The sequence below is a fragment of the Oceanospirillum sediminis genome, assembly GCF_014164585.1.
Classification (GTDB): Bacteria; Pseudomonadota; Gammaproteobacteria; order Pseudomonadales; family Halomonadaceae; genus Oceanospirillum; species Oceanospirillum sediminis.
This window is the reverse complement of sequence record NZ_JACJFM010000371.1, coordinates 1-305: the sequence shown is the minus strand read 5'-3', so window position 1 is coordinate 305 and position 305 is coordinate 1. Positions and strand designations below refer to the sequence as shown.

General features: G+C 43.9%; 1 protein-coding gene. It reads right to left on the bottom strand.

Annotated elements, in window-relative coordinates; translation table 11 throughout:
* A partial coding sequence (locus H4O21_RS25275; RefSeq protein ID WP_220495930.1) for a HAMP domain-containing protein occupies window positions 1-203 on the bottom strand: 203 nt, incomplete at its 3' end.
* Window positions 204-305 lie beyond the last annotated feature (102 nt).

Below are 305 nucleotides of genomic sequence, written 5' to 3'. Positions count from 1 at the left end.
GTTGATGCGCTTCTGGCTGCAGCAACGGAGCTTGTTGTCAGTTCGTTTGTCAGGCCGATGATCTGGATACTAATTGACTGCAGTTTGGCAATAAATTTATTGAAAGATTGTGCGAGTTCACCAACTTCATCCTGGCTCTGTATATCCAGGCGCATGGTCAGATCTCCCTGGCCATCAGCGATGCCTTTCAACATTTTTGCCATAATATCAATAGGGTGAGTGATTAGTCCGGCCAGAAAGCCTCCAATTATAATAAACAGAATACTAAGAACTGTAGCGATAAGACATGTAAGTACGGACATGTG